Raw genomic sequence first — 26,855 nt, 5'->3', positions numbered from 1 at the left:
ATTTTATAACCCCGGGAGGTTGCCCCTCCCGGGAGTTTTTTGATTTGCTATCTATTTATATATAAGTATCCTGAATAATTAGTCTCACCCGGATTATCACCAGGGTTACCACCAGGGAAGGTCAAAATATAGAAGTACGTACCCGTTGGCAACTCCTTAGACTCTCTAACGGTAGATCTACCACTGGAAACACCTCTAAAGACATTACCATTTACTCCGTAACCATCGGTCTCCCATACAAGTACTCCCCAACGATTGAAGATCTTAACATTGTTGATAGGATAATCCTCTATTCCATCTATCTGGAAGTAATCATTCAAGCCATCACCATCTGGGGTAACACCATTGAAAATCTCAAAATTAGCAGGTAATACATTCGGTATTACCGTAACTGTAGGATCATCAGGCTCACCATCGCCATCTGGATCAACATTGGTCAAATCATTTGGATCATCGGAGGTATCACTTACCTCGTCGCCGCCTATAGTCTCTCCCGTTCCAATGGCCTGGTTGATTACCTCGCCTGCGGCAATATCAGCCTCTGTAATGGCATAGGTAGCAGTGAACGTGCTGTCGTCAACCTCACCCGGATCCAATTGTGCAATAGGACCACCTTCCAGTACAATACCCGGTAACTCATCACTCAGGGTGATGTTATACAAGGTAACATTACCTGTGTTGGTAACCGAAAAGAAATAACTAATGGTCTCTCCCGGTTGTGGTATTTGATCACCATTGTCGTCGTTGAAAACTCCTGACTTAGTAACAGACATTGATGGATCTTGACACAAGTCTGTAATCGTAGGACTATCACCATTAACGCTATTTGGATCTGATAAATCTGTTACAGTGACACCATCGGCAGTACCTGAAGCAGTGGCCTGGTTGGTAACATTTCCATTGTCAATATCTGACTGGCTAATGATATAGGTGCCGGAATAAATCCAAGCTTCGGTTTCTCCTAATTCACCGTTGTTATCGGTATCACCACTATCAGGTCCGGCAATTGGCCCTCCTAGTAATGGATCATCAACTATGATATTAGTCAAACTAACATTTCCTTCGTTTGTCACAGTGAATGTATAGTCAATTGATTCGCCTTCATCCGCACAACCATTTCCGTTTTCGTCATTAAATACTCCAACTTTAATAATTGCAATTACAGGCTCCTGACAAAGATCTGTTTCGGTAGGATCGTCTTCAAATTCACTATCATTATCAGATAGGTCACTTACGGTACTTTGATCCGGTGCTGTACCTGTCGCGGTAGCCTGATTAATCACTTGTCCTGCGTCTATATCGACCTGAGTAATGGCATAACTTGCAGTGTAAATCCACGTTTCAGTTACATCCAATTCTCCGTCATTGTCGGTATCTCCTGAATCAGGACCGGCTATTGGGCCTCCTAATAATGGATCATCCACCACTATATTTGATAGGCTTACGTTTCCGAGGTTAGTTACTGTGAAAGTATAATCGATCATTTCACCTACATCGGCACACTTATCGCCATCTTCATCTATAAATAATCCTGTTTTTATAATAGCAATCACAGGTTCCTGACAAATGTCTGTTACCGTTGGATCGTCTTCAAGAATACTATTGTCATCTGAAAGATCTGAAACTGTCACTCCTAAAGGACTAGCACCTTTTGCCACTGCCTGATTTACAACTTCTCCATTATCAATATCAATCTGAGTGATAGCATAACTTCCCGTGTAAATCCAAGTTTCAGTTACATCCAATTCTCCATCGTTATCTGTATCTCCTGAATCAGGACCCGGTAATTGACCACCTAATAGTGGGTCATTCACTTCGATGCTGGATAAGCTTACATTGCCTTCATTAGTTACTGTAAACGTGTAGTCTATTAATTCCCCTACATCTGCACACTTATCACCGTCTACATCTACAAATAATCCGGTTTTAATAATCGCAATAGCTGGATTCTGACATAGTGTTGTAGTAGTTTCATCATCCGTAGTGGTAGTAGAACCTGAAAGATCACTTACCTGAGACTGATCCGGTGCAATACCTGTAACAGTCGCCTGGTTGATTACCTCTCCATTGTCGATGTCATCCTGAGTGATGGCATAACTTCCTGTGTAAATCCACACCTCGGTTACATCCAATTCTCCGTCATTGTCGGTATCTCCTGAATCGGGACCGGCAACTACGCCACCTAATAATGGATCGGTTACTACAATATTCGATAGACTCACATTACCTTCATTGGTTACTGTGAATGTATAGTTAATCAATTCTCCCGGATCGGAACAATCGCCACCATCGTCATAACTCGCCTCTTTTACAATTGCAATAATTGGTTCCTGACATAGTGTTGTAGTAGTTTCATCATCCGTAGTGGTAGTAGATCCTGAAAGATCACTTACCTGAGACTGATCCGGTGCAATACCTGTAACAGTCGCCTGGTTGATTACCTCTCCATTGTCGATGTCATCCTGAGTGATGGCATAACTTCCTGTGTAAATCCACACCTCAGTTACATCCAATTCTCCGTCATTGTCGGTATCTCCTGAATCGGGACCGGCAACTACGCCACCTAATAATGGATCGGTTACTACAATATTCGATAAACTCACATTACCTTCATTGGTCACTGTGAATGTATAGTTAATCAATTCTCCCGGATCGGAACAATCGCCACCGTCGTCATAGCTCGCCTCTTTTACAATTGCAATAATTGGTTCCTGACATAGTGTTGTAGTGGTTTCATCATCCGTAGTGGTAGTAGATCCTGAAAGATCACTTACCTGAGACTGATCCGGTGCAATACCTGTAACAGTAGCCTGGTTGATTACCTCTCCATTGTCGATGTCATCCTGAGTGATGGCATAACTTCCTGTGTAAATCCACACCTCGGTTACATCCAATTCTCCGTCATTGTCGGTATCTCCTGAATCGGGACCGGCAACTACGCCACCTAATAATGGATCGGTTACTACAATATTCGATAAACTCACATTACCTTCATTGGTCACTGTGAATGTATAGTTAATCAATTCTCCCGGATCGGAACAATCGCCACCGTCGTCATAGCTCGCCTCTTTTACAATTGCAATAATTGGTTCCTGACATAGTGTTGTAGTAGTTTCATCATCCGTAGTGGTAGTAGAACCTGAAAGATCACTTACCTGAGACTGATCCGGTGCAATACCTGTAACAGTCGCCTGGTTGATTACCTCTCCATTGTCGATGTCATCCTGAGTGATGGCATAACTTCCTGTGTAAATCCACACCTCGGTTACATCCAATTCTCCGTCATTGTCGGTATCTCCTGAATCGGGACCGGCAACTACGCCACCTAATAATGGATCGGTTACTACAATATTCGATAGACTCACATTACCTTCATTGGTTACTGTGAATGTATAGTTAATCAATTCTCCCGGATCGGAACAATCGCCACCATCGTCATAACTCGCCTCTTTTACAATTGCAATAATTGGTTCCTGACATAGTGTTGTAGTAGTTTCATCATCCGTAGTGGTAGTAGATCCTGAAAGATCACTTACCTGAGACTGATCCGGTGCAATACCTGTAACAGTCGCCTGGTTGATTACCTCTCCATTGTCGATGTCATCCTGAGTGATGGCATAACTTCCTGTGTAAATCCACACCTCAGTTACATCCAATTCTCCGTCATTGTCGGTATCTCCTGAATCGGGACCGGCAACTACGCCACCTAATAATGGATCGGTTACTACAATATTCGATAAACTCACATTACCTTCATTGGTCACTGTGAATGTATAGTTAATCAATTCTCCCGGATCGGAACAATCGCCACCGTCGTCATAGCTCGCCTCTTTTACAATTGCAATAATTGGTTCCTGACATAGTGTTGTAGTGGTTTCATCATCCGTAGTGGTAGTAGATCCTGAAAGATCACTTACCTGAGACTGATCCGGTGCAATACCTGTAACAGTCGCCTGGTTGATTACCTCTCCATTGTCGATGTCATCCTGAGTGATGGCATAACTTCCTGTGTAAATCCACACCTCGGTTACATCCAATTCTCCGTCATTGTCGGTATCTCCTGAATCGGGACCGGCAACTACGCCACCTAATAATGGATCGGTTACTACAATATTCGATAAACTCACATTACCTTCATTGGTCACTGTGAATGTATAGTTAATCAATTCTCCCGGATCGGAACAATCGCCACCGTCGTCATAGCTCGCCTCTTTTACAATTGCAATAATTGGTTCCTGACATAGTGTTGTAGTGGTTTCATCATCCGTAGTGGTAGTAGATCCTGAAAGATCACTTACCTGAGACTGATCCGGTGCAATACCTGTAACAGTAGCCTGGTTGATTACCTCTCCATTGTCGATGTCATCCTGAGTGATGGCATAACTTCCTGTGTAAATCCACACCTCGGTTACATCCAATTCTCCGTCATTGTCGGTATCTCCTGAATCGGGACCGGCAACTACGCCACCTAATAATGGATCGGTTACTACAATATTCGATAAACTCACATTACCTTCATTGGTTACTGTGAATGTATAGTTAATCAATTCTCCCGGATCGGAACAATCGCCACCATCGTCATAACTCGCCTCTTTTACAATTGCAATAATTGGTTCCTGACATAGTGTTGTAGTGGTTTCATCATCCGTAGCGGTAGTAGATCCTGAAAGATCACTTACCTGAGACTGATCCGGTGCAATACCTGTAACAGTCGCCTGGTTGATTACCTCTCCATTGTCGATGTCATCCTGAGTGATGGCATAACTTCCTGTGTAAATCCACACCTCGGTTACATCCAATTCTCCGTCATTGTCGGTATCTCCTGAATCGGGACCGGCAACTACGCCACCTAATAATGGATCGGTTACTACAATATTCGATAGACTCACATTACCTTCATTGGTTACTGTGAATGTATAGTTAATCAATTCTCCAGGATCGGAACAATCGCCACCATCGTCATAACTCGCCTCTTTTACAATTGCAATAATTGGTTCCTGACATAGTGTTGTAGTGGTTTCATCATCCGTAGTGGTAGTAGATCCTGAAAGATCACTTACCTGAGACTGATCCGGTGCAATACCTGTAACAGTAGCCTGGTTGATTACCTCTCCATTGTCAATGTCATCCTGAGTGATGGCATAACTTCCTGTGTAAATCCACACCTCAGTTACATCCAATTCTCCGTCGTTGTCGGTATCTCCTGAATCGGGACCAGCAACTACGCCACCTAATAATGGATCGGTTACTACAATATTTGATAGACTCACATTACCTTCATTGGTCACTGTGAATGTATAGTTAATCAATTCTCCAGGATCAGAACAATCGCCTCCGTCGTCATAACTCGCCTCTTTTACAATTGCAATTGCAGGGTTCTGACATATTATTATTACCGTAGGATCATCGGTTGTTACCGTGCTTCCAGAAATATCACTCACCGGAGTGTTCGCAGGGTTCATTGCCGTACCGTTAACGGTAGCTTGATTTGTAATACTACCTAAATCTATATCATCCTGAGTAACAGTGTATACCGCATTATATGTCCATATTTCATTTAAATCTAAAACTTGATCATTATCGGCATCTCCTCCAATAAAAGTTATCGCAGATAATCCAGGTAACGGATCGGTTACAACCACATTATCAATCGATAGATTGCCCTCGTTGGTCACTGTGAAAGTATATGATATATCTTGTCCAACACTTAAATCTATACAATTATTACCACCTGTTGGCGTCTGATTATGTGTCTTAACTATTGCGATGTCCGGAGTTTGACAAATTACAATCACCGTTGCATCGTCCGTAGTGGTAGTAGATCCTGATAGATCACTCACCGGAGTGTTCGCAGGATTCATTGCCAGTCCATTGACTGTCGCCTGATTGGTTATCTGACCTGCATCAACATCATCCTGTGTTACCACATAAGTAGCTGTATAGGTCCAAACCTCTGTTAAGCCTAAGATTCCGTCGGCTCCAGTATCACCCGTTGGACCGGCAATAACAGATAGTCCAACCAGTGGATCTGTTACAACCACATTGTCAATGGATAGGTTTCCTTCGTTGGTTACTGTAAAGGTATAAGTCACAGTATCACCCTCTGATAAGTCAACACAGTTGTTTTGACCGGGTATTTGATCGTTTGTTTTTACAATAGCGATGTCCGGAGTTTGACAAATTACAATCACCGTTGCATCGTCCGTAGTGGTAGTAGATCCTGATAGATCACTCACCGGAGTGTCCGCAGGATTCATTGCCAGTCCATTGACTGTCGCCTGATTGGTTATCTGACCTGCATCAACATCATCCTGTGTTACCACATAAGTAGCGGTATAGGTCCAAACCTCTGTTAAGCCTAAGATGCCGTCGGCTCCTGTATCACCCGTTGGACCGGCAATAACAGATAGTCCAACCAGCGGATCTGTTACAACCACATTGTCAATGGATAGGTTTCCTTCGTTGGTTACTGTAAAGGTATAGGTCACAGTATCACCCTCTGACAAGTCAACACAGTTGTTTTGACCGGGTATTTGATCGTTTGTTTTTACAATAGCGATGTCCGGAGTTTGACAAATTACAATCACCGTCGCATCGTCCGTAGTGGTAGTAGATCCTGATAGATCACTCACCGGAGTGTCCGCAGGGTTCATTGCCAGTCCATTGACTGTCGCCTGATTGGTTATCTGACCTGCATCAACATCATCCTGAGTTACCACATAAGTTGCAGTATAAGTCCAAACCTCTGTTAAGCCTAAGATTCCGTCGGCTCCTGTATCACCCGTTGGACCGGCAATAACAGATAGTCCAACCAGTGGATCTGTTACAACCACATTGTCAATGGATAGATTTCCTTCGTTGGTTACTGTAAAGGTATAAGTAACAGTATCACCCTCTGACAAATCAACACAGTTGTTTTGACCGGGTATTTGATCGTTTGTTTTTACAATAGCGATGTCCGGAGTTTGACAAATTACAATCACCGTTGCATCGTCCGTAGTGGTAGTAGATCCTGATAGATCACTCACCGGAGTGTTCGCAGGGTTCATTGCCAGTCCATTGACTGTCGCCTGATTGGTTATCTGACCTGCATCAACATCATCCTGTGTTACCACATAAGTTGCAGTATAGGTCCAAACCTCTGTTAAGCCTAAGATGCCGTCGGCTCCTGTATCACCCGTTGGACCGGCAATAACAGATAGTCCAACCAGTGGATCTGTTACAACCACATTGTCAATGGATAGGTTTCCTTCGTTGGTTACTGTAAAGGTATAGGTCACAGTATCACCCTCTGACAAGTCAACACAGTTGTTTTGACCGGGTATTTGATCGTTTGTTTTTACAATAGCGATGTCCGGAGTTTGACAAATTACAATCACCGTTGCATCGTCCGTAGTGGTAGTAGATCCTGATAGATCACTCACCGGAGTGTTCGCAGGGTTCATTGCCAGTCCATTGACTGTCGCCTGATTGGTTATCTGACCTGCATCAACATCATCCTGTGTTACCACATAAGTAGCGGTATAGGTCCAAACCTCTGTTAAGCCTAAGATGCCGTCGGCTCCTGTATCACCCGTTGGACCGGCAATAACAGATAGTCCAACCAGCGGATCTGTTACAACCACATTGTCAATGGATAGGTTTCCTTCGTTGGTTACTGTAAAGGTATAGGTCACAGTATCACCCTCTGACAAGTCAACACAGTTGTTTTGACCGGGTATTTGATCGTTTGTTTTTACAATAGCGATGTCCGGAGTTTGACAAATTACAATCACCGTCGCATCGTCCGTAGTGGTAGTAGATCCTGATAGATCACTCACCGGAGTGTCCGCAGGGTTCATTGCCAGTCCATTGACTGTCGCCTGATTGGTTATCTGACCTGCATCAACATCATCCTGTGTTACCACATAAGTAGCTGTATAGGTCCAAACCTCTGTTAAGCCTAAGATTCCGTCGGCTCCAGTATCACCCGTTGGACCGGCAATAACAGATAGTCCAACCAGCGGATCTGTTACAACCACATTGTCAATGGATAGGTTTCCTTCGTTGGTTACTGTAAAGGTATAGGTCACAGTATCACCCTCTGACAAGTCAACACAGTTGTTTTGACCGGGTATTTGATCGTTTGTTTTTACAATAGCGATGTCCGGAGTTTGACAAATTACAATCACCGTCGCATCGTCCGTAGTGGTAGTAGATCCTGATAGATCACTCACCGGAGTGTCCGCAGGGTTCATTGCCAGTCCATTGACTGTCGCCTGATTGGTTATCTGACCTGCATCAACATCATCCTGAGTTACCACATAAGTTGCAGTATAAGTCCAAACCTCTGTTAAGCCTAAGATTCCGTCGGCTCCTGTATCACCCGTTGGACCGGCAATAACAGATAGTCCAACCAGTGGATCTGTTACAACCACATTGTCAATGGATAGGTTTCCTTCGTTGGTTACTGTAAAGGTATAGGTCACAGTATCACCCTCTGACAAATCAACACAGTTGTTTTGACCGGGTATTTGATCGTTTGTTTTTACAATAGCGATGTCCGGAGTTTGACAAATTACAATCACCGTCGCATCGTCCGTAGTGGTAGTAGATCCTGATAGATCACTCACCGGAGTGTCCGCAGGGTTCATTGCCAGTCCATTGACTGTCGCCTGATTGGTTATCTGACCTGCATCAACATCATCCTGTGTTACCACATAAGTAGCGGTATAAGTCCAAACCTCTGTTAAGCCTAAGATGCCGTCGGCTCCTGTATCACCCGTTGGACCGGCAATAACAGATAGTCCAACCAGTGGATCTGTTACAACCACATTGTCAATGGATAGGTTTCCTTCGTTGGTTACTGTAAAAGTATAGGTCACAGTATCACCCTCTGACAAATCAACACAGTTGTTTTGACCGGGTATTTGATCGTTTGTTTTTACAATAGCGATGTCCGGAGTTTGACAAATTACAATCACCGTTGCATCGTCCGTAGTGGTAGTAGATCCTGATAGATCACTCACCGGAGTGTTCGCAGGGTTCATTGCCAGTCCATTGACTGTCGCCTGATTGGTTATCTGACCTGCATCAACATCATCCTGTGTTACCACATAAGTAGCGGTATAAGTCCAAACCTCTGTTAAGCCTAAGATGCCGTCGGCTCCTGTATCACCCGTTGGACCGGCAATAACAGATAGTCCAACCAGTGGATCTGTTACAACCACATTGTCAATGGATAGGTTTCCTTCGTTGGTTACTGTAAAGGTATAGGTCACAGTATCACCCTCTGACAAATCAACACAGTTGTTTTGACCGGGTATTTGATCGTTTGTTTTTACAATAGCGATGTCCGGAGTTTGACAAATTACAATCACCGTCGCATCGTCCGTAGTGGTAGTAGATCCTGATAGATCACTCACCGGAGTGTCCGCAGGGTTCATTGCCAGTCCATTGACTGTCGCCTGATTGGTTATCTGACCTGCATCAACATCATCTTGAGTTACCACATAAGTTGCAGTATAAGTCCAAACCTCTGTTAAGCCTAAGATGCCGTCGGCTCCTGTATCACCCGTTGGACCGGCAATAACAGATAGTCCAACCAGTGGATCTGTTACAACCACATTGTCAATGGATAGGTTTCCTTCGTTGGTTACTGTAAAAGTATAGGTCACAGTATCACCCTCTGACAAATCAACACAGTTGTTTTGACCGGGTATTTGATCGTTTGTTTTTACAATAGCGATGTCCGGAGTTTGACAAATTACAATCACCGTCGCATCGTCCGTAGTGGTAGTAGATCCTGATAGATCACTCACCGGAGTGTCCGCAGGGTTCATTGCCAGTCCATTGACTGTCGCCTGATTGGTTATCTGACCTGCATCAACATCATCTTGAGTTACCACATAAGTAGCGGTATAAGTCCAAACCTCTGTTAAGCCTAAGATGCCGTCGGCTCCTGTATCACCCGTTGGACCGGCAATAACAGATAGTCCAACCAGTGGATCTGTTACAACCACATTGTCAATGGATAGGTTTCCTTCGTTGGTTACTGTAAAAGTATAGGTCACAGTATCACCCTCTGACAAATCAACACAGTTGTTTTGACCGGGTATTTGATCGTTTGTTTTTACAATGGCGATGTCCGGAGTTTGACAAATTAATACGGTAACTTGATTACTAGGATCATTTACCGGACCTAAAGCTGTTGTACCATTTACCTCGGAAGTGTTTACAACCGAACCATTATCAATATCCAATTGAGTAACTGAATAATTTGCGGCATAATTCCATACTTCACCAACATTCAGCACTCCATTATTGTTAGTATCACCACTAGCAGGGCCTGCAATAACACCACCCAAAATTGGATCTGTTACTACAACATTTGAAATATCAACATCACCTTCATTGGTTACGACGAATGTGTAACTTATGATATCATTTTCAGTAAAATTGATACAATTACCTGTAGCACTCGTACTTGCTTTCGTTATGGAAATTTCAGCATTTTGACATAAAATCACGGTTTCAGAATCTTCGTCATGAACATTATAAGAGGAAGAAGAACCTGTTACAGTCCCGTCCACATCGGCAGTATTTACTACCTGACCGGTTATAATATCAGATTGCTGTACTATATAAGATGCATTGTAAGTCCAAACTTCATTAAGGTCTAATGCATTATTATTATTGGTATCTCCACTTGCCGGACCGGGAATAGGATTTACCGGATCGATTAATGGGTCATTTACTTCCACATTGGTAATTGCAACGTTTCCAATGTTAGTAACGGTAAATGTATAATTTATGGGTTGTCCCGGAGCAATTGGGTTACAATTTGCAGGGTCGTTAGGACTCGCAGTTTTTTCAATATTAATTGCACAATTATACAGAGTTAATGATACCGGAGTTCTAGATAAACTTGAACATCCACTGGTATTATCAACTGTTTCAGCCCAATATGTAATACTACCTATAGTGTTTAAGGTAGGAGAAACAACATTCCCGCCATTTGCCATATCATACCAGACAACACTTTGGTTTGGCAAAACAGTAGCGACAGCAGTTAATGTTTGAATTGGTGTAGCCGCACAAGCCGTTTGATTTCCGCCACTCACCGGTGCATTAGGTGGTAAATAAATTTGAATATCAGAATCTACAGTCACCGGAGGTAGATTACAATTATTATTATAAGTACCATTATAGGTTAGTTCGGCTCTGAAGTCTCCTTGAAACGGATTAGCTCCCGTATACGTAAAAGCTCCTGAGAGATCTCCTATAGTATTCCCTGAAACAGTACCAACAGAAGTGTTATTAAGGAAGAATTCCCAAACAAATCCTACTGAGAAAGGTGTACAGTCTCCCGGATTAAATGAAGCCGAATAATTTATAGTCTTTGTACAATCTACCTGATCTATAACTGGGTCTGAAATAATCGGACACGGCACACAAATCTGTGGGTTAGGAAATGGTAGTACTTGCGGATTACAGGAAGCATTAATGAATGACATTTGACTCGATCCGGAATTTTGTATTCCACAACCTTGCATTCCAACCGCTGCAATACGATATGTAAGTGTTCGTGTCTCATTAGAAACATCGCCTAGATCCCAGGTAATGGTATTAGTACCGCTATTGTATGATGCATTTACAGGGTCGCTAAGCGTACCGGATACCATTTGGAATCCAGTTCCTAATGCATCTGTTACAATGGCGTCCTTTGCTGCCAGTGCTAATTGTCCTAGAATAGTATTATAAATTCCGGTTAAATCGGCCGCTGCTTCGGTTGTGAAAAGGCCCCCGTTCTGAATTTGATCCAGTGTATAAGTTGCAGCTGCTTGAGCATTTCCGGAGATATCTCCAAAAAGTCCAACCGAGAATATTTTTTGATTATATATTACTGAAGGATTTCCTATGGGGGTAGTTTGTGCTCCTTGCCCTTCACTAATAGCATCATCCATACATGCAGAATTCCCAGCCGGGAATGGTGGCGAAGGGGTTCCGCTACAAGTACTTCCGTTTAATCTTCTGTTAGTAACACCATCGGTTAAAAGCAAAATACTTCTACCTGTAGCGCAATTAAAAACTCCATTGGCTGTCATCTCATTGTCGGCAACATCCATGGCACTTGCAATGTTTGTTCCACCGGAAGCTACCAGACTATTGATTTCAGCTATAATTGCAGCTTGAAATGTTGAGTTTCGCAAACCAATTTCAAGTGTTCCTGAAGTGGAATAAGAGACAATCCCCACTCTATTATTTCCTGTAGGGTTGTTCGCCGGTGCGAATATATTATTGACGAAAGAGACCGCCGCGTTTTTCGCGTGCATAATAGGATCTCCTCCCATACTTCCGGACCGGTCAATTACAAGAATCACATCCTGTGCTAGTGGAGGTGGATTCCCGGTAACCGTCAAGGAAATATCGAATTGATTACAAACATTACTTGCTACCGCAGTCTTGTTTAGTGTTATAGTCTGGGCAAAAAGCGGTGCAGTGTTAAATACAAAAAAAGCAAGTAGTAAAAAAACTGCTTTTATGTAATTATTAATTTTGGAAGGTAGTTGCTTTTTCATAAAATGAGTTTTTAGGTTGAAACCTAGTAAGTCTTATCCTTTTGGACCAAGTCCTAATATTAGTTTTCAGATGGATCCCTGCTCAACACCTTTAAAAGAGATGAAAGAGTCCCTTCGGAGCATTTGCTGTTTTTTGCTTTTAATTCGATGACACCCCACTTATTTATTGGAGTCCCTTCCGGAATTGATACAATTGCGTGAAATGAAACTGTCGAATGTGGAGGTACGCTTATACTGTTCACTACAGAACCATTATAGGAAATGGTTGTATTTAAGTTATTGTTAGCACTTAACCGTGAAGGAGCTTTACCCTCATAGGTAAAAGTCTTCGCCGAATTGACGTACTCCATTGTATATGTTTGTGTAGTCGCTGAATTATTAGTAAGCTCCATTTGAAATTTAGCAGGCTGACTCACTATGGCCGATTGTAAATCTCTATCGTGAGAGACAACCATTTTTGAGTTACAGTTTTGGGCAAAACTTTGCAAGGAGAACATACAAACTAAAAAAGTCATGAGGACCGATGTGAAAAATAGTTTTGACATACCTCGAGAGGAAACAGATTTGGAAACTTTCATATCTATATTTTTTATGTGTATCAATGTAAAAAACGAATGCCCCAACAGCACTGATTTTGTGTATTTCATATCAAATATACGTAGGAAAAAATGTTAAAGTCTTACAAAAATTCAACTATTAGTCCAACTGTAATAAAAAATCGCTGAACTACGTTAAATTTTGCTTTTTATCTAGGTTTTTTGTAGGAAAAGTATATACGTGTTTCTACGTATATGCCTTATTAACAAGGCTTTTACGTTATTTTTTTTGTAAGAATAAATTTAATTTCAACTGTCAATAATTGGGCTTTGATACCCTAAAAACAACCCGTATCTTTGCGTAAAATTATTACAATAATAGATGCAATTGAAACGCGAAATTGACCGCCGAAGAACCTTCGGAATTATCTCTCATCCCGATGCCGGAAAAACCACTTTAACCGAAAAATTATTGCTTTTTGGAGGTGCAATTCAGGAAGCTGGTGCCGTAAAAAGTAATAAAATTAAAAAGGGTGCTACCAGTGATTTTATGGAAATTGAAAGACAAAGAGGTATCTCTGTCGCTACTTCCGTGCTGGCCTTTGAATATGAAGGAATTAAGATAAACATACTCGATACACCGGGACACAAGGACTTTGCTGAAGATACCTTCCGTACACTAACGGCCGTGGATAGTGTTATAGTTGTTATTGATGTAGCAAAGGGGGTTGAAGAGCAAACCGAAAAACTAGTGGAAGTTTGTCGTATGCGGAATATACCCATGATCGTGTTTATTAATAAATTGGATAGAGAAGGTAAAGATGCTTTTGAATTGTTGGATGAAATTGAACAAAAATTGAATCTTCGGGTGACGCCTTTAAGTTTTCCTATAGGAATGGGATACGATTTTAAAGGAATCTACAATATTTGGGAGAAAAATGTAAATCTGTTTAGTGGTGATAGCCGCAAGAATATTGAGGAAACTATTGAAATTGCAGATGTAAATCATCCCGATCTCGAAAAAATTATAAGTCACAAAGCTTCAGAAATCCTTCGGGAGGAGCTGGAATTGGTGTATGAAGTTTATCCCGACTTTAATCGCGACGAATACCTCGAAGGAACGTTACAGCCGGTCTTTTTTGGATCGGCATTGAATAATTTCGGGGTACGGGAGTTATTGGATTGCTTTGTTGAAATCGCCCCTAAACCGCGTCCTAAAGCCAGTGATACCCGCCTGGTAAAACCTGAAGAAAAAGAATTTTCAGGATTTGTATTTAAAATTCATGCAAATATGGATCCCAAGCATCGCGACCGCTTGGCATTTGTAAAAATTGTTTCGGGGACATTCGAAAGAAATACTCCCTACCTCCATGTTCGGCATAACAAAAAACTAAAATTTTCCAGTCCTAATGCCTTCTTTGCTGAAAAAAAACAAATTGTAGATATTTCCTATCCCGGTGACATAGTAGGTTTACACGATACCGGGAACTTTAAAATTGGTGATACTTTAACCGAAGGCGAAGAAATGCACTACAAAGGGGTTCCTAGTTTTTCGCCGGAACACTTTAAATATATCAACAATGCCGATCCTATGAAGAGTAAACAGCTGGAAAAAGGAATTGACCAGTTAATGGACGAAGGGGTAGCACAATTATTTACGCTGGAGCTTAACGGAAGAAAGGTAATTGGAACTGTGGGAGCACTCCAATTTGAAGTAATTCAGTACCGTCTTGAGCATGAATACGGCGCTACCTGTCGCTACGAAAACCTAAACGTGCATAAAGCCTGTTGGGTGGAAGCCATGAATCCAAAGAGTGAGGAATTTGCCGATTTTAAACGAGTCAAGGCAAAATTTTTAGCCGTCGATAAGCGAGGACAATTAGTGTTCTTTGCTGACTCGGCTTTTACACTACAAATGACACAATCTAAATATCCGAATGTAAAATTGCATTTTGTGAGTGAATTCGAAAAGATAAAATAGAACCCTATAAGTCTTTATAGATATATCGCTTCAATATCTAGCCTGTCGAGATCTCCGAAGGTTGCTCTAAAAGCCGCATCAGGGGTTAAATCACCTCCAAATACAGCACCATTAAGGTGTACACTGTAAGTTCCGGGTGCCAATGAAATCGTGGTTGAACGCGAGTTGTATACATATCCTGTTGCCGTATCACAATTAGAATTCGAATAAACCGAGCTGGTCATACCGTAAGCCTTTGATGTATTGGCTGTTGTTCCATTCCCTATATAGAAATAATTGTGCGCTATTTTGGCTCTTCCATCGGCTATGTTGGTGGCACCATCATAGCTTTTAAAATCTACAGATATATAGTAAGTTATAACAACCAATGCCCTTTGTGTTAGTGTAAAACTCTTTGTATACAATTCGGTCGAATTTAATCCGGAACTTGCAGTTGTTTGAATTACAACCGGTGTGGCTACGTTAGATTCTGAAGAAATTTCACCGGATACATTTCCCAATGTCAGATTTCCGGCTGCATCGACCATAACATTATATTGTGATGCTCCTCCCAGGTTTTTATTGTTGTTCTCGCTGTTTAAACCCTCTATACGTATGGTGCTTTCATTTCCGGATACATGTAATGTTTCCTGAGGATTTGTTGTACCAATCCCTACTTGCGCACTAACCGCAAACGCTGTAAAAAGTAAAAGTGTGATAAGTGTAGTTATATTTTTCATAATCGGATATTTAGTATAATTAATATCTTATTCGTATTCTAAATTAATTTTGCAATAGTGGGCCATCAGCATTTCCTGATGAGCAACTACAGTACTCATCAGACCATGGTATATATGATATGGTTGCGGTTGATGTATCGCAGGTAGTAGTATTTGGAAACGGTAAACACACTTGATATTCAAAAACAACATCTCCTAAAAAACCTAATTCGGGTGTATAAGAGTAGCTGCCATTTGCGTTGAATGTAAAAGATTGACCCGCTGGTGTTGGCCCGGAAACCAAAGAAAATGTTGAACCCGCTGGAATATTATTTGTTACCAGAGTCCCTTGAAACTCGGTATCCAGACATGCTTTTTCTAGTATTGGTGTTGCGTATTTTTGAATTATAAATGCCTTTCCATCTCCGTGATCGGCTGTAGAAGCGACCAATTCAAATCTTGTGATTATAGAACCTGTTGGAGCCAGATCATCCAATTTAAATATAGCGATTCCTATGGTTCCGTTATTCTCTAAAACTCTACCCGAATTCCAATAGTCTACTCCTGCAGGGGGTGCATTAAATAAGGGCCCCCATTGAGTAGTATTCGGTCTAACAAAAGTATCGCCTAAGAACTGTTCCGGACCTCCCCCAACAGGCCTTCCATACACCGAAATATAGTAGCAGTTATTTGCATTTCTTTCAGTAATCGCGATCAATCCACCGGCGTTTGAAGGAATTCCCGGTGAATAATAAAGGGATTGAACTTGTGCATCGGTCGTTGCTATTGCACCAAAATTGCCGCAAATATTGCGTCCATTAGAGTCGGAAAGAAAATAATGATTTAAATTTTTCGCGCGAAAAGCAGTAATCGCATCGTTGTTCCAATTGGCATTATTGCTACTATTATTTACGATAGTTCCATTCCTGATTATTCTATTCGCATTATGGCCGTTAGGTCCTACTCTGGTCATAGCATAGGTTGTGGGAGCTGCAAATGCCTGATAAACAATTCCGTCAATTGTGATAGAATTTATAGTAGCCGGTAAATTCGGATTTGGCTGAATATCCGACCATTGAAAGGTAACCCCGGTTTGAACTGAAGGCTTCTGAGTTTGCGCAAAACTCATCTGGATGAAGATCGAGAAAATGAAAATCGAAAACTTCAAAAAAGATGTTTTACACTGAAGTGCAGGAACAGTATTTTTCATAAGTAGGTTTTTGCATTTCTTCACAAGAATTAATTCTAAAAAATTAACGGGGGCACTTGTGATTTGAACCAAAGGTAATTGAGTTGTTGGTTTTTCCTACACGGTTATCTGTTTTTTCGTTATAATCTAATTTTTAATCGTTTAAGTGCACATTTAAATGTTACTACAGCGTTAAAATATTACAATTCAAAGGCTTTTATTTGCGCTTAGTCTTTAATATTACACTACTATTTATCCTTTTTGTAGGAATGTTATAGATGAACAATTATGTTAAAGTTTAATTTTATGCTGCATTTCATCGATATTTCTATTCATCTCAACTAATTTATACATAGATTCCTGTTCTACAGGCCAATACCATCATTTAATAGTGATATTTATTCCTACATTTACCGCGTTCGAAAGAACATATTAATAATAAAGTGAATCCCCAATTTACTACTTATGAAAAAATTATTAGCCCCCGCTTTCATGCTCTTAAGCATTATTGGATTTGGACAGGTTGGAATAGGAACAACAAATCCCCAAGAAACGCTACACATCAATGGCACACTTCGGGTAACAAATACATCTGCGCCTACAGTTACATCTACTAAAATCAGCGGATTTGATTCCAATGGAACGCTTCGGGAAGTATCGCTTGGTTCCCGTTTAGTTTTAACAAATAATGTCCTAGAAACCAAGTCCGGTGTTGATTACAGCTTCGGCGCAGTCACCTTTTCAGTAAAGACTAATCACAATACCGATTTATTAATAGGTGAAGGAGAGGCAAACGAAGGTAAATCGATCATTAGAATCTTTAATACATCGGGCGAAACGGTATTAACAGGCATAAAGGCCGGCTATGACGGACAAAGTATCTGGCTTTATCCTCAAGATGATAAAATAGATCTTAAAACCAACGATTCAGGTTCGTTAGCCATGAATCGCTTTGAGGAAAATAATAACAATAAAGGGAAAGTTTACACAATGATTCAAATTGTATATGATGGTGCCCGCCAAAAGTGGATTATTATGCAAAGTTATAACTAAGCCCCTTTTTAAAGTTTTATAATTAAAAAAGCCTTGCAATTTGCAAGGCTTTTTTTATGCTTCTCCGGTTGGCCCAAAGTTTATGGGAATGGGAGGCTGTTGGTAATCTTTAATTTCACCATGGGCATTCTCAAATCGTTTTACATTATCTCCTAACGCCTTTAAAAATCGCTTGGCATGTTGCGGGGTCAATATAATTCTCGACTTTACCTTACTCTTTGGTACACCGGGCATGATGGTAACATAGTCGATTACAAATTCGGATACAGAATGATTTATAATAGCGAGGTTGCTATAGATCCCTTGCGCTACAGTTTCATCCAATTCTATATTAATCTGCCCCTGTTGAGGCTGCTGTTTTGGTTTTTTTACATCTGCCATTGTAAACGTGTTTACACTTCCGCTAAGGCGGAAGACTTGTTAATACTAATCAATTTAAAAAAAGAATCCCGTTATGTCACGGGATTCTTTTCTTTTATAATTTCAAAGATCCGGCCTTTCGGCAGGATAGTTCGCTGCAACCATTTTTTAAACCTGAAAAGGTTTTAAATCATGGTGCGCTCACTAATTATAGTTAACTTCTTGCTTCTCGCGAGTCATTTGCTCCAACTCTTCTTTAGAACCAACAATGATGGTGTCGTAACGACGCATTCCGGTTCCTGCTGGGATTCTATGACCTACAATTACATTTTCCTTCAGTCCTTCTAAGTCGTCCACCTTACCGCTTACTGCTGCTTCGTTCAATACTTTAGTAGTTTCCTGGAAGGAAGCTGCCGAGATAAACGACTTGGTTTGCAACGAAGCTCTGGTAATTCCTTGTAATATAGGCGTCGCTGTTGCCGTTTCGGCATCACGCGCTTCTATTAAGGCTTTGTCGGCTCTTTTCAGAATTGAATTCTCATCACGCAACTCACGCGGAGTGATGATTTGTCCTTCTTTTATATTCTCTGAATCTCCGGCACTGGTGACCACTTTCATTCCGAAGATTTTATCGTTTTCTTCAATAAAATCATCTTTATGTGCCAGTTGGTTCTCAAGGAAGGTTGTATCTCCGGAATCAACAATCTGTACTTTACGCATCATTTGACGAACAACAACCTCAAAATGCTTGTCGTTAATCTTCACCCCTTGCAGACGATATACTTCCTGAACTTCGTTCACCAAGTATTGTTGTACCGCAGATGGGCCTTTAATTCGTAAAATATCTTCGGGAGTGATAGAACCATCAGACAATGGCATACCTGCTCTCACGTAATCGTTTTCCTGAACAAGAATCTGGTTACTCAACTTCACCAAATACTTCTTGATTTCACCCAGCTTAGACTCGATAATAATCTCACGGTTACCACGCTTAATTTTTCCGAAGGAAACAACACCGTCAATCTCACTTACTACAGCAGGATTGGATGGGTTACGTGCTTCAAATAATTCGGTAACTCGTGGAAGACCTCCGGTAATATCACCGGCTTTAGCCGACTTACGAGGAATCTTCACTAAAATCTTACCAATCTTAATCTTATCGCCATCATCCACCATTAAGTGAGCTCCTACCGGTAGGTTGTACGAACGAATTACTTCATCCTTCTTCCCTAAAATTTGTAAGGTAGGTATCTTCTTCTTGTCTCTTGATTCTGAAATTACTTTTTCCTGGAATCCGGTTTGTTCATCGATTTCAACCTGATAGGTAATACCTTGTTCGATATTTTCGTACTTAATCTTACCTGCAAATTCTGAAATAATAACCCCGTTATATGGATCCCATGCACAAACTACATCACCTCTTTTAAGTGATTGTCCGTCTTTTACATTGATAGTAGATCCGTAAGGTATATTACTGGTACTCAAAACAATTCCGGTTTTCTTATCTACCAGTTTTATTTCTGAAGTACGTGAAATCACAATATCTACCGATTTTCCATCGGAATCTTCACCTTTTACGGTTTTCAATTCTTCGATTTCGGCAACTCCGTCAAATTTAACGGTCAATTTATTTTCTTCCGAAATGTTACCCGCAATACCTCCCACGTGGAATGTACGCAATGTTAACTGAGTTCCCGGCTCTCCAATAGACTGTGCGGCAACTACACCTACAGCTTCACCTCTTTGTACCATTTTATTGGTCGCAAGGTTTCTTCCGTAGCATTGTGCACAAATTCCTTTTTTAGCCTCACAAGTTAATGCAGAACGAACTTCCATACTCTCCACCGGAGAATTTTCGATAGCAGTTGCGACCGCTTCAGAAACATGATCTCCAGTAGCAACAAGCAATTCCTTGGTCAACGGATTGTACACATCATTTAAGGCGGTACGACCCACAATTCGGTCACGAAGTGATTCTACAACCTCTTCGTTTTTCTTTAATGCTGAAACTTCGATACCTCGTAAAGTACCACAGTCTTCAATATTAATAATTACATCCTGTGAAACATCCACCAAACGACGTGTTAGATATCCTGCATCCGCTGTTTTCAAAGCGGTATCGGCAAGACCCTTACGCGCACCATGCGTAGAAATAAAGTATTCCAAAATTGAAAGTCCTTCCTTAAAGTTAGAAAGAATAGGGTTTTCAATAATTTCACCTCCACCCGAGTTCGATTTCTTAGGTTTGGCCATCAATCCACGCATTCCGGTTAACTGTCGAATCTGTTCTTTAGATCCACGAGCTCCGGAGTCAAGCATCATATATACAGAGTTGAAACCTTGTTGGTCTTCGCGAATACGCTTCATAGACAATTCAGTCAACTCGGCATTGGTAGCCGTCCAAATATCAATCACCTGATTGTAACGTTCGTTATTGGTGATTAATCCCATGTTGTAGTTTGCGATAATTCCTTCTACCTGAGTATTTGCATCATCGATCATACTTTGCTTTTCGGCAGGAATAATAATATCTCCCAAACTGAAAGACAATCCTCCTTCGAAGGCAAACTTATATCCTAAGCCTTTAATTTCATCCAAGAAAGCTGCTGTAGTTGGTACGCTGGTCACTTCTAAAATACCACCAATAATATCACGAAGTGATTTCTTGGTCAATACTTCGTTAATATAACCTGCTGCTTCCGGAACCTGCTCGTTAAAAATCACTCTACCTAAAGTAGTAGTGATAATTTGTTTAACAAGCTCCCCATTTTCATTAAAGTCTTTTGTTCTAATCTTTATTTCGGCATTCAATTCTACCTGTTTTTCATTGTATGCAATGATTGCTTCTTCGGCCGAATAAAATGTCAATCCTTCTCCTTTTACCTTATGCTCGGGAGTAGATTTACGAAGTTTGGTCATATAATACAGACCCAATACCATATCTTGAGAAGGTACTGCCACCGGCGAACCGTTTGCAGGGTTTAAGATATTGTGAGAGGCGAGCATTAATAACTGTGATTCCAAAATAGCTTCAGGACCTAACGGAAGGTGAACCGCCATTTGATCTCCATCGAAATCGGCATTAAATGCAGTACACACCAATGGGTGTAACTGAATCGCTTTCCCTTCAATTAATTTAGGCTGAAATGCTTGTATACCCAAACGGTGCAAGGTAGGAGCACGGTTTAATAGTACCGGATGTCCTTTCAATACATTTTCCAGGATGTCCCATACAACGGGTTCTTTTTTATCTATAATCTTCTTGGCCGACTTCACCGTTTTTACAATCCCTCTTTCAATCAGTTTTCTGATTACGAAAGGCTTGTACAATTCGGCAGCCATATCCTTCGGAAGACCACATTCAAATAATTTTAATTCAGGTCCCACAACAATTACCGAACGCGCCGAATAATCCACACGCTTTCCTAATAAGTTCTGACGGAAACGCCCTTGCTTACCTTTCAGGGAATCTGAAAGAGATTTCAACGGACGGTTACTATCAGTTTTTACTGCTGAAGACTTACGCGTATTATCGAACAATGAATCTACCGATTCCTGAAGCATACGTTTTTCGTTACGTAAAATCACTTCCGGAGCCTTAATTTCCATCAATCGCTTTAAACGATTGTTACGGATAATCACACGACGGTATAAATCGTTAAGATCTGAAGTTGCAAAACGACCACCATCCAATGGCACCAACGGACGTAATTCCGGCGGAATAACGGGAATCACCTTCATAATCATCCAAGCCGCTTTGTTTTCACGGTTCTTGTTGGCATCACGAAGTGCTTCTACAACTTGTAGTCGCTTTAATGCTTCCGTTTTACGTTGCTTAGAGGTTTCGTTATTTGCCTTATGACGCAAATTGTACGACAAGGTGTTAAGATCGATTCGGTTTAACAAATCAATTAGACACTCTGCACCCATCTTAGCGATGAATTTATTAGGGTCGTTTTCTTCTAAGTATAAATTTTCCTGCGGAAGGGTATCTAAAATGGTAAGATATTCTTCTTCAGTAAGGAAATCCATTTTCTTTACAGGCTCTCCATCTTCATATTTTGCAATACCCGGTTGGATAACAACATATCTCTCGTAATAGATAATCATATCCAGCTTCTTGGAAGGTAACCCAAGAAGGTATCCAATCTTGTTAGGCAAACTACGGAAGTACCAGATATGTGCCACAGGAACCACCAAATTGATGTGTCCCACACGGTCACGACGTACTTTCTTCTCGGTTACCTCAACACCACAACGGTCACAAACAATACCCTTGTAGCGAATTCTCTTATATTTACCACAGGCACATTCGTAATCCTTTACAGGACCAAAAATACGCTCACAGAAAAGTCCGTCACGCTCCGGCTTGTGCGTACGGTAATTTATCGTTTCAGGCTTTAACACCTCTCCACGTGATTCCGCTAAAATGGATTCGGGAGAAGCTAAACCAATAGAAATCTTATCGAATTTCTGTACTGTGTTTTCTTTATTTCTTGCCATAATGCTGTGTACTATGCTTTGTTTTTGTATTTGTTTTTGGAGTGTTTTTTCACTCCGGTTGAAGTTGAAGAAGTGCCCCTCCTAAAAAGGAGAGGCATTCTGCTATTCTTCTAATCTGATATCCAATCCAAGACCTTTCAATTCGTGCATTAACACGTTGAAAGATTCTGGAAGACCCGGTTCCGGCATGGTTTCACCCTTCACGATCGCCTCATAGGTTTTCGCTCTACCGATAACATCATCAGATTTTACCGTCAATATTTCACGTAGTGTACTCGACGCTCCGTAGGCTTCCAAAGCCCAAACCTCCATCTCACCAAAACGCTGACCTCCAAATTGAGCTTTACCACCCAATGGCTGTTGTGTAATTAATGAGTAAGGTCCTATAGAACGTGCGTGCATCTTATCGTCTACCATGTGACCCAGTTTCAACATATAAATCACCCCAACAGTTGCAGGCTGATCGAAACGTTGTCCTGTTCCACCGTCGTATAAATAAGTATGTCCGAATCTTGGAATTCCGGCCTCGTCAGTAATTTCATTGATTTGATCTAAAGTAGCTCCATCAAAGATTGGTGTTGCATACTTTCTACCTAATTTCTGACCTGCCCAACCTAAAACGGTTTCGTAGATCTGTCCAATGTTCATACGAGAAGGTACCCCAAGTGGGTTCAATACGATATCTACAGGAGTTCCGTCTTCCAGGAACGGCATGTCTTCTTCACGTACAATACGTGCAACAATACCTTTGTTTCCGTGACGTCCCGCCATCTTATCCCCTACTTTCAGTTTACGCTTTTTAGCGATATATACTTTGGCAAGTTTCAAAATTCCGGAAGGAAGTTCATCTCCAACAGAGATGGTAAACTTCTCACGACGTAAGTTTCCTTGAAGATCGTTTTCCTTAATTCTATAGTTGTGCATTAAATCGGCTACCAACACGTTGGTCTCATCATCGGTCGTCCAAACACCTCCTACCAAATGCGTATAGTCATCCACAGCATTCAGCATTTTCAAGGTGTACTTTTTACCTTTCGGGAAAACAACTTCTCCAAGGTCATTCATGACCCCTTGCGCTGTTTTTCCACCAACTATGTTGAAAAGCTTTTCAACCAACACATCTTTCAACGCATCAAATTTCGCGTAGTATTCGGCTTCCAAGGCAGTAATATCCTCTTTGTCCTTCGCTCGTTTGCGTTTATCTTTTATAGCTCGTGCAAATAACTTCTTGTCGATAACCACTCCGCGTAATGATGGAGAAGCTTTTAAAGAAGCATCTTTTACATCACCAGCTTTGTCACCAAAGATGGCACGCAGTAATTTCTCTTCAGGAGTTGGATCACTTTCTCCTTTAGGAGTAATTTTTCCAATTAATATGTCTCCCGGCTTCACTTCGGCACCAATACGAATCATTCCATGCTCGTCAAGGTCTTTTGTAGCCTCTTCGGAAACGTTTGGAATGTCATTGGTCAATTCTTCGTTACCCAATTTGGTGTCACGAACTTCCAATGAATACTCATCGATGTGGATAGAAGTAAAGATATCTTCACGAACTACTTTTTCAGAAATTACGATTGCATCCTCAAAGTTATACCCTTTCCAAGGCATAAAGGCTACTTTCATGTTTCTTCCCAAGGCCAATTCCCCTTTTTCGGTGGCATAACCCTGGCAAAGCACTTGTCCTTTCTGAACTCTGTCACCTTTTCTTACGATTGGCTTCAGGTTGATAGAGGTACTTTGGTTTGTCTTTCTGAATTTTACTAAGTTGTAGGTTTTCGAATCTCCATCAAAACTCACCATACGTTCTGTATCGGTACGGTCGTATTTGATGGTGATCATATTTGCATCTACATATTCTACCACTCCATCACCTTCAGCATTAATCAATACTCGTGAATCTGAAGCAACCTGACGTTCCAGTCCGGTTCCAACAATTGGAGAATCTGCAATTAATAAAGGTACCGCCTGACGCATCATGTTAGATCCCATCAAGGCACGGTTTGCATCATCGTGTTCCAGGAACGGAATCAAAGAAGCCGAAATTGACGAAATCTGGTTGGGTGCAACGTCTGTATAGTGAACCGTTTTCGGATCCACTAACGGGAAGTCACCTTCCATACGGGCAATAACCTTATCTGTATCTATTGTACCATCTTCCGTAATTGGAATGTTGGCCTGTGCAATTAGTTTTTCTTCTTCTTCTTCTGCCGAAAGGTAAATTGGTTCTGTTTTAAGATCTATTTTCCCATCTGTAACTTTGCGGTACGGCGTTTCAATAAATCCTAAGTTGTTCACTTTCGCGTATACCGATAGTGAAGAAATCAAACCAATGTTTGGTCCTTCTGGTGTTTCGATAGGACATAATCTTCCGTAGTGGGTATAGTGAACGTCACGAACCTCAAAACCTGCTCTTTCACGTGAGAGACCTCCCGGTCCTAGAGCTGAAAGACGACGCTTGTGCGTAATCTCCGCCAAAGGATTGGTTTGATCCATAAACTGAGAAAGCTGATTGGTTCCAAAGAAAGAGTTAATCACCGAAGACAATGTCTTGGCATTAATCAAATCGATTGGTGTAAATACTTCGTTATCACGAACATTCATCCTTTCACGGATGGTACGCGCCATACGAGCTAAACCTACACCAAACTGAGAAGACAGTTGCTCACCTACTGTACGAACACGACGGTTCGACAAGTGATCAATATCATCAATCTCTGCTTTAGAGTTAATCAACTCGATTAAGTATTTTACAATGGTAATGATATCTTCTTTGGTAAGAACTTGCTTGTCCATTGGGATATCAAGACCCAGTTTTTTGTTCATACGATAACGACCTACCTCACCAAGATTATAACGTTGGTCACTAAAGAACAACTTATTGATGATTCCGCGAGCGGTTTCTTCATCGGGTGGTTCGGCGTTACGTAATTGTCTGTATATGTGTTCTACCGCTTCTTTTTCGGAGTTGGTAGGATCTTTTTGTAAGGTGTTATGGATAATCGCATAGTCTGCCATGTGATTATCTTCCTTGTGCAACAAAATTGCTTTTGAACCCGAATCCAGAATCTCTTCGATATGTTCTTTTTCAAGAATCGTATCACGATCTAGTACTATTTCGTTTCGTTCAATAGAAACAACCTCGCCTGTATCTTCATCTACGAAATCTTCGTGCCATGTCTTTAAAACACGAGCAGCCAGTTTACGGCCCAGGTATTTTTTAAGACCGGTTTTTGAAGCTTTTACTTCTTCGGCCAGGTCGAAAATTTCAAGGATATCCTTATCTCTTTCGAATCCAATAGCACGGAAAAGTGTAGTTACAGGTAATTTTTTCTTTCTATCGATATAGGCGTACATAACGCTGTTGATATCGGTAGCAAATTCGATCCAGGATCCTTTAAAAGGGATAACTCTGGCCGAATACAATTTTGTTCCATTTGCGTGGAACGATTGTCCAAAGAAAACCCCCGGGGAACGGTGTAACTGTGATACAACAACTCTTTCTGCGCCGTTGATACAAAAAGTACCACTAGGCGTCATATAAGGGATGGTTCCCAAATACACATCTTGCACGATGGTTTCAAAATCTTCGTGCTCTTCGTCTGTACAATATAATTTTAAACGTGCTTTTAGGGGAACGCTGTAGGTTAACCCACGCTCAATACATTCCTGAATGGAATATCGCGGAGGGTCTACAAAGTAATCTAAAAACTCTAAAACAAATTGGTTGCGGGTGTCGGTAATTGGGAAATTCTCCATGAAGGTTTTATAAAGACCTTCGTTACCTCTTTCTTCTGATTTGGTTTCCAGTTGGAAAAAATCCTGAAAGGATTTAATCTGGATGTCCAAAAAGTCCGGATAATCCGGCTTATTTTTAACAGAGGAAAAATTCAATCTTTCAGTTTGCGTTGCTGACATCTATGGACGGAATTTTAATTAAAAAAATGTGAGGTGCGTATACTGGAAATAATTAACCTC

At 41.2% G+C, this 26,855-nt stretch carries 9 protein-coding genes; 2 read left to right on the top strand and 7 right to left on the bottom strand.

Features of this window, described 5'->3' with window-relative positions; genetic code table 11:
• Window positions 1-47: 47 nt before the first annotated feature.
• Window positions 48-12,560, bottom strand: coding sequence for a gliding motility-associated C-terminal domain-containing protein (locus tag ATE92_RS09040; RefSeq protein WP_100803394.1), 12,513 nt, complete (start codon window positions 12,558-12,560; stop codon window positions 48-50).
• A 59-nt stretch (window positions 12,561-12,619) separates the two neighbouring features.
• Entirely contained in the window at window positions 12,620-13,138 is a 519-nt protein-coding gene (locus ATE92_RS09035) for a hypothetical protein (protein ID WP_157809601.1), read from the bottom strand.
• A 340-nt stretch (window positions 13,139-13,478) separates the two neighbouring features.
• On the opposite strand from ATE92_RS09035, the gene ATE92_RS09030 reads away from it, so the two are divergent.
• Window positions 13,479-15,077: a peptide chain release factor 3 gene (locus tag ATE92_RS09030; RefSeq protein WP_100803392.1), complete on the top strand. Its 1,599-nt coding sequence runs from the start codon at window positions 13,479-13,481 to the stop codon at window positions 15,075-15,077.
• Between the two features lie 14 nt (window positions 15,078-15,091).
• Here ATE92_RS09030 and ATE92_RS09025 read toward each other — a convergent pair whose 3' ends face one another.
• Both ATE92_RS09025 and ATE92_RS09020 read right to left on the bottom strand, forming a co-directional pair.
• A complete protein-coding gene (locus ATE92_RS09025) occupies window positions 15,092-15,796 on the bottom strand; it encodes a hypothetical protein (protein ID WP_100803391.1) in 705 nt (234 codons plus the stop codon).
• A 43-nt stretch (window positions 15,797-15,839) separates the two neighbouring features.
• On the bottom strand, window positions 15,840-16,985 hold the full coding sequence (locus ATE92_RS09020) for an Ig-like domain-containing protein (RefSeq protein WP_157809600.1): 1,146 nt from the start codon (window positions 16,983-16,985) through the stop codon (window positions 15,840-15,842).
• Window positions 16,986-17,429: 444 nt separating this feature from the next.
• On the opposite strand from ATE92_RS09020, the gene ATE92_RS09015 reads away from it, so the two are divergent.
• Window positions 17,430-18,017: a hypothetical protein gene (locus ATE92_RS09015; RefSeq protein WP_100803389.1), complete on the top strand. Its 588-nt coding sequence runs from the start codon at window positions 17,430-17,432 to the stop codon at window positions 18,015-18,017.
• Between the two features lie 54 nt (window positions 18,018-18,071).
• On the opposite strand, the gene ATE92_RS09010 is transcribed toward ATE92_RS09015, so the two are convergent.
• The 3 genes from ATE92_RS09010 to rpoB form a co-directional block, all read right to left on the bottom strand.
• Entirely contained in the window at window positions 18,072-18,398 is a 327-nt protein-coding gene (locus ATE92_RS09010; protein WP_100803388.1) for a DUF3467 domain-containing protein, read from the bottom strand.
• A 183-nt stretch (window positions 18,399-18,581) separates the two neighbouring features.
• Window positions 18,582-22,880 carry a DNA-directed RNA polymerase subunit beta' gene (gene rpoC, locus ATE92_RS09005; RefSeq protein ID WP_100803387.1) on the bottom strand — a complete coding sequence of 1,433 codons (4,299 nt, stop codon included), beginning with the start codon at window positions 22,878-22,880 and terminating at the stop codon, window positions 18,582-18,584.
• Window positions 22,881-22,982: 102 nt separating this feature from the next.
• Entirely contained in the window at window positions 22,983-26,795 is a 3,813-nt protein-coding gene (gene rpoB / locus ATE92_RS09000) for a DNA-directed RNA polymerase subunit beta (RefSeq protein WP_100803386.1), read from the bottom strand.
• Window positions 26,796-26,855: the final 60 nt, after the last annotated feature.

The organism is Ulvibacter sp. MAR_2010_11 (genome assembly GCF_002813135.1).
GTDB lineage: Bacteria > Bacteroidota > Bacteroidia > Flavobacteriales > Flavobacteriaceae > Altibacter.
The sequence above is the reverse complement of the archived record's forward strand: the minus strand, read 5'-3'. Positions and strand labels throughout refer to the sequence as shown.